Genomic DNA, 5,463 nt, shown 5'->3' on the forward strand with positions numbered 1-5,463 from the left:
TTCGCTGATTTAACAATATCCTTTTTGATTGCGTCAGTGAGTTACGGAGAACCTGTCCGCCTCCTTTTGTTGTCACGTCACTACCATATCTTAGAATGATTCCTAAAAGTCTTTCTCTACACTTAGAGGTTCTGTTTTTGTACTATTACTAATGTCTGTTGTCGAAGGATTAACGGAGAGTAATGGAGTTATAGATTGGTTAGGTGGGGATTGTGCTGTTTGTTCTGGTGGTTTCAAAAACTGCGGTCGTGTGGCGAGGGAATTAACTCTTTGTTGATACTCACTATCCGTTTCAATCACAGCCCCAAATTTCTTGGTCATGCTCTCTAAAGTTTTGGCAGGGATGGAGCTATCAACCAAGTTAAATACCGCTAGACCTTTCTTAGTTTCCCTGATGACATCTTCGGGCGGGACTTGGGAATATACAACATTTTGAGCAGTTAACCATTTTGTCACAGTCTCAGCTTTCTGGTTGTCAACAGCCAAGCCCATGACTCCAAGTTTTTTGTTTGATTCTGTCGAAAATAAGAAAGTAGGACGCTCTTTAATCTGATGTAGAATTTTCGCACTACTATCAATCATCTCTTGTTGTTGAGGATTAACTGATTGAGTCCCAAAAGCCTGAAATTCCTTCGTCCATTTCTGGGGATATTCAACGGTATTAGGGTCAATTTGAGCGCAAATAACAGAAAAGTTACTTTCAATGATAGCGTCGGCGGATGTAAGTTTTCCGGTTTTGAGTAGCCCAAGTTCTCTGAGCGCGTCTTTGTCTTTTTTGAAGTGCAATACCCCCAAGGGTTCACCATTCAAAAACACAGCATCTCTAGTTTTAGAAGCTGACGTTTCGATAGTCAATTTTCGGTAATCTTGATCATTGAATGTCTGACCAGAAAAATCATAAAAGTTAATTTTATTAATTTTGAGGAGATTCCCATTGGGAGACTCACCCAGCACAAAAGCTTGATCTCCAGTTTCGGAGATAGAAGTAAGTTTTAACTTTAGAGGATTACCATTTTTCAGGTAATCAATTTGTTTCAACTGAAGGAGCGAATCACTGTCTAACTCACCCAGAGTCAAAGCATCAATTTCGATTTTTACTGTTTTATCAGGAATCGGCACAGTGCCAAATTCTAAGTTTACGGGTTCGGCGTTAAAAACAAGTCCTGCATAAGAGAAGTTCTTGAGTTCACGGATAGTAATTTCAATCGGCTCGTTTCCTGGTAGTCCAATAGTTGCTTTGGCAGTGGAAGGTTCTATCCCAACCATGCTTGCTTGCGCTTTTGTACCAATGGGAAGCTGTGCAGTTCTGGTTTCGAGCATGGCGAATTCCTTATATTCGCCGTTACTATCCTGTACAAATAACAATCTGGAAACATGGCGCTCATGTCCGACTGGGTGGTGGCTAGCCCTAATTTCTATCGGGTGCTTTTCGTCTGGGTTCCACTTTCTACCCAAAAATTGATTTGCCTCATTCAAAAGTGTGACTAACTTCGGTTCGGTAAATTGCAGTTGCTCCAGGCGGAAGATAATTTCATTGGGGAAAGCAGCAAAGGCGAAGTTAGAGACTTTTTTAGCGTAAGCTTGGGGGTTTGCGTTTTCTTTTCTTGCAACTTCGAGTTCATCTTGGCGAGATGCACAGATGCTCCAAGCGGCGGCGGATAGAGCAAGTTTTTCTGACTCTGGGATACAAGCGTAAAATGCGAGAGCCGTCTCCTGTGCCTTGTCGAAAAGTAATTTAGTTTGGCTTCTAGTAAGTTCTGGTTTTAGTTCTAGGAGTTTAGCTCCCTGCATGGTCATCCCCGATTTGAGGTTGTGGTCAGTCACAGATTGTTGGCTAACTGTCCCCAGGTTGCGGTAAGCGGGTTTTCCATCTGACCCAACCTCGCCATCTATCTGTGCAACTGCTAATAATTTATGGGGGCGTTCACTGTTTGTGAATTTAATCTCATCTAAGCGAATGTTCAACGTCTGGGCTTTCCAGATTAGGGGATGCCTGTAGCGGGTGAGGTTGGTAATTTCGAGTTGCGTTCCTGAATCCGTTTGAATAATTGCGCTAGGGCCAGACTCTGTTTCTCGCCGCCTTGAGGCACGAACCGCAGCGTTGAACTTCAGATCAAACTCGTACTTGGCGGCGATCGCTGCAAATTTTTGCTGTGGTGTAAATTCTACTCCTTGGAACAAGTCTTTAAACTGAACGATGGGGCGCGATTCTAACTGTGATTCTTGGAAATATTTATTGGTTTGGCTAATTAATAATTCTACTGGTGAGTAGCCCTTTGGTGTTATCCCCGTGTTTAAATAAACTGAAGGCGACTTTTTATCTTTAATATAATTAACATCACGATACAAGTAGCGGTTGTTTTCCCGGATTTTATCCATTTCAGGTTTTTTAGCACTTTTGAATAAATCAACCGCTATTTGGTTTTGATAACATCCTTCTTCAATCATGCTCCGGTACATTTGACGGTTAATGTCCATTGCTTGCTGAATAATTTCTGGCGTTCTGTTAGGATTCTTTGCTAGAGCTACAACAGATTGCATGAAGGGTTTGTACTCTGCTCTAATTGGTTTGGGCTTCTCGTCATGTTCCTGTTCAAATAAACTTTGATAGCGCTTAGATACTTGGTCTAAATAATTTGATTGTTGCTCTAAGTTACCGTAAGTTTTAAGTACTTCAATTTCCGATTCTAATGCTTCCAGTGCAGTAACTTGATTGTTGATTATGCCCACGCTGATGCTATCGCTCATGTGAATAGCGATTTTTTCAAATGGGGGCTGGCTTCCATCTTCCAAATAAAATGATTGCTTTTTGAGCTTAACTGTGGGGGAATAGGCGTTTTGGGGAAGATTTCTTCGCTCTGCCTCTGCTGTTAAATTGGGATATAAGCTAGCTTTTGCCACACCAATGCAGTCACCATCGTAGTCTCGTGCTTGGCGTTCTGATTCGGTTTCTGCTGGGTCGATAAAATCAACATCGATTCCTTGTGCTTCTAACTCTGTAATTCTGGCTTGTATGCGCTTGTGGTCTTCGTCATTGACTACAATTATGCCTTCTAAGGGTTCACCATCTGGAGCAACACGGTCTAAAACGTGTTTATTAGTAGAAACACATAATCCATTAGAGTTGAGGAAAGGAGAGCGAAAGTTAAGAACTTTTTCTCCAAGCTTCAGCCAAGGGACACAGATTTCACCATTTTTGAGTTCCTTGGAGGGAATAATCATTCCTCGGTCAAAAGTAAGCGTTTTCCCGATAGCAATATCTCGCCACTCACTTTGTACAAACCGACTTAATTCCTGTTTGACCTTCTCAGTTTCTAATAACTGCTGATGCCCTAGTAAATCGGCTTTAATAAGTTTGTACATGAACAAGTCATCTTTACTACTCTCGTCATCCAACTCCTCATCTGCATCTAAGCCATCATTTCTCTCTAAGTTTTTAACATTTAGTTCTTGATTGTTGACTTTTCCTGTTTTTAATTTATTTGGGCTCAATGATTCTTTACGTTTTTCGTATCTTTCACAATAGTAAGCAGCAACATTTCTAGGGTCATCTTGAATAGAGGCTAATCTTTGAGCTTGTACCTCTAGTTCCTCGGCAAAATCTTTAATTCCTTGGGGGAAAGATGCCAGCAGTTGGGAGATAGACATCTGACCTTGTTGAGATTGCCCTTTTTCAGCTAACCAAATATTTTGCTGATATAATCCTGGCTGAATCTGCGGTTTAGTAGCGCCTTTGGGTCTATCCTTGTCTGTTCCCTTAAAACTGCTTACGGGGAGAATTATATCTATTTTTGGTTTGTTATTTGGATCTGCATATTCTATTCTATCGAGTCTGTATGGTCGGAGTGTTCCTTTGCCAAAACGGTATTTAGTAGTATCTTCTCCAACTCCATCCACCCAACCAAATCGATGCTGAATTATACGATAGCTTTTATCTACTTGGGATTCTCTTAAGGTTAGCTTGTCATAAAGCTGTGTTGAAATCTGTCCATAACAATCGCCAACTAATTTATATGCTAAATAATTCGATAGTATACCTCCATTTTCACCCCGGTTATCAGTAGAATCATCTACTATTAGAATGTTTAGCTTTTCGTGAATCGCATTTTTACAAGCCCCAAGGAAGATGGAACCATAAGCCCCACGGTCTTTACTATCTGGACAAATTTTTTGAATCGTTTCTAAACATTCTCTATCCCCATAAAATAAACGAGTTTTTGAAGATAATAGTAAAATGTGTCCATCTGGATGATTTTTTAAGTCTTCATCTGTACTGTATTCATCTGAATGTCCAAATGAAAATTTTTTATCAGGAAAGTAAAATTCCAGTAAAGTATTACTGAGATTTTCAGTTAAAATAGTTTTACGCTCATCTGTATAAATCCATTGATTAAGCCTGGGATCAAAATGCTTTAGTTCCAGAGTCATGATTTTAAGAAATAGATGAAACTTGATTAATATTTGGGGAGGTTTGTATGTCGAGAATTAAGCGTTGGGTAAATATGCATAAGGAAGAATTCAACGCAGATGGAACTTTAAAAGATGAGGTCAGGCAACAAAAATTATCTCTTGGCGCACATCCAGAAGCAGTCGATGACTACGCTCGTAGAGTAAAAGAAGAGTATGACGAGTGGAAGCACTTGGATGAGACTGATCCAGAGCCGTGGCCAATCTACACAGCCTACGATTTCTTCAGCGAACAAGAAAAAAAGGAATTTAACCCAGATGGTTCTCTCAAACCTGAATATGTAGAATATGCTCAGAAAATTGGCATCAGTGAAAGTGCCCTGGAACAGCTTGAGTGGCGTAAGAAAATGGAGGTTGATGATTATAATGAAATGTCTGCCTCACACGTAGAACAAGGCATCAACTTTGGTGCATGGTTGATGAGAGGAAGGATTGAAGACAGCAGAACATACGGACAACGTCGGCAGCAGATGGAGCAAGACCTGCGTAACTTTGAGCCGGAAGACAGTTTACCTTTCGACAAGGACACAGTATATTAAGCGGGAGCTATGCAGAGCGAGTGATAATATAAGCTGAAAGCATTGTCAAACAAGGCTCTCAGCTTTTTGCGTTGATTTTCTGACGCTGCCTGACCATTTGGATTAACGCTGTTGGGCAGCAGGTGGGTTAGCAGCTGCTGATGGTTTGACAGAGCGAAACGCCCCGTTAAAAAAGGCAATCATTCCTAAAATGGCAAAGGCTGTAATGATTACTCTTTGCAGTGAATTGAATGCCGAGCGTTCTCTGACTACTTCAGCCCACATTACTTGCAGGTAACCGTTCACAGGATAAGAAACGCTACAGTCAAAAATGGGTTACTGAGATGGTAGATTAAGAGGCATGGATGAAAACTGCCTCGCCTACGGAATTGAAATTTCCGACTCAGATTGGGAAAAGACTCCAGCCAGCATCAAACAACTGGTGGAGAAAATGGGGCAGCATATAAAGCAATCAGAA

The 5,463-nt window shown here is 40.9% G+C and carries 3 protein-coding genes; 1 reads left to right on the forward strand and 2 read right to left on the reverse strand.

Features of this window, described 5'->3' with window-relative positions; all coding sequences use genetic code 11:
- Window positions 1–102: 102 nt before the first annotated feature.
- Window positions 103–4,428, reverse strand: coding sequence for a hypothetical protein (locus H6G97_RS44175; protein ID WP_242056028.1), 4,326 nt, complete (start codon window positions 4,426–4,428; stop codon window positions 103–105).
- A gap of 47 nt (window positions 4,429–4,475) precedes the next feature.
- Between H6G97_RS44175 and H6G97_RS44180 the strand changes: the two genes are divergently transcribed.
- Window positions 4,476–5,006 (forward strand): hypothetical protein, encoded by a 531-nt coding sequence (locus H6G97_RS44180; RefSeq protein ID WP_190946815.1) that lies wholly within the window; start codon window positions 4,476–4,478, stop codon window positions 5,004–5,006.
- A gap of 102 nt (window positions 5,007–5,108) precedes the next feature.
- Here the strand turns inward: H6G97_RS44180 and H6G97_RS44185 are convergent, their stop codons facing one another.
- Window positions 5,109–5,291 (reverse strand): hypothetical protein, encoded by a 183-nt coding sequence (locus H6G97_RS44185; protein WP_190946816.1) that lies wholly within the window; start codon window positions 5,289–5,291, stop codon window positions 5,109–5,111.
- Between the last annotated feature and the right edge of the window lie 172 nt (window positions 5,292–5,463).

It is taken from the genome of Nostoc flagelliforme FACHB-838 (genome assembly GCF_014698065.1).
Classification (GTDB): domain Bacteria; phylum Cyanobacteriota; class Cyanobacteriia; order Cyanobacteriales; family Nostocaceae; genus Nostoc; species Nostoc flagelliforme_B.

Coding starts and splice junctions, on each gene's coding strand:
- H6G97_RS44175 (WP_242056028.1), bottom strand. CDS start 4,428: ATGACTCTGGAACTAAAGCATTTTGATCCCAGGCTTAATCAATGGATT.
- H6G97_RS44180 (WP_190946815.1), top strand. CDS start 4,476: ATGTCGAGAATTAAGCGTTGGGTAAATATGCATAAGGAAGAATTCAAC.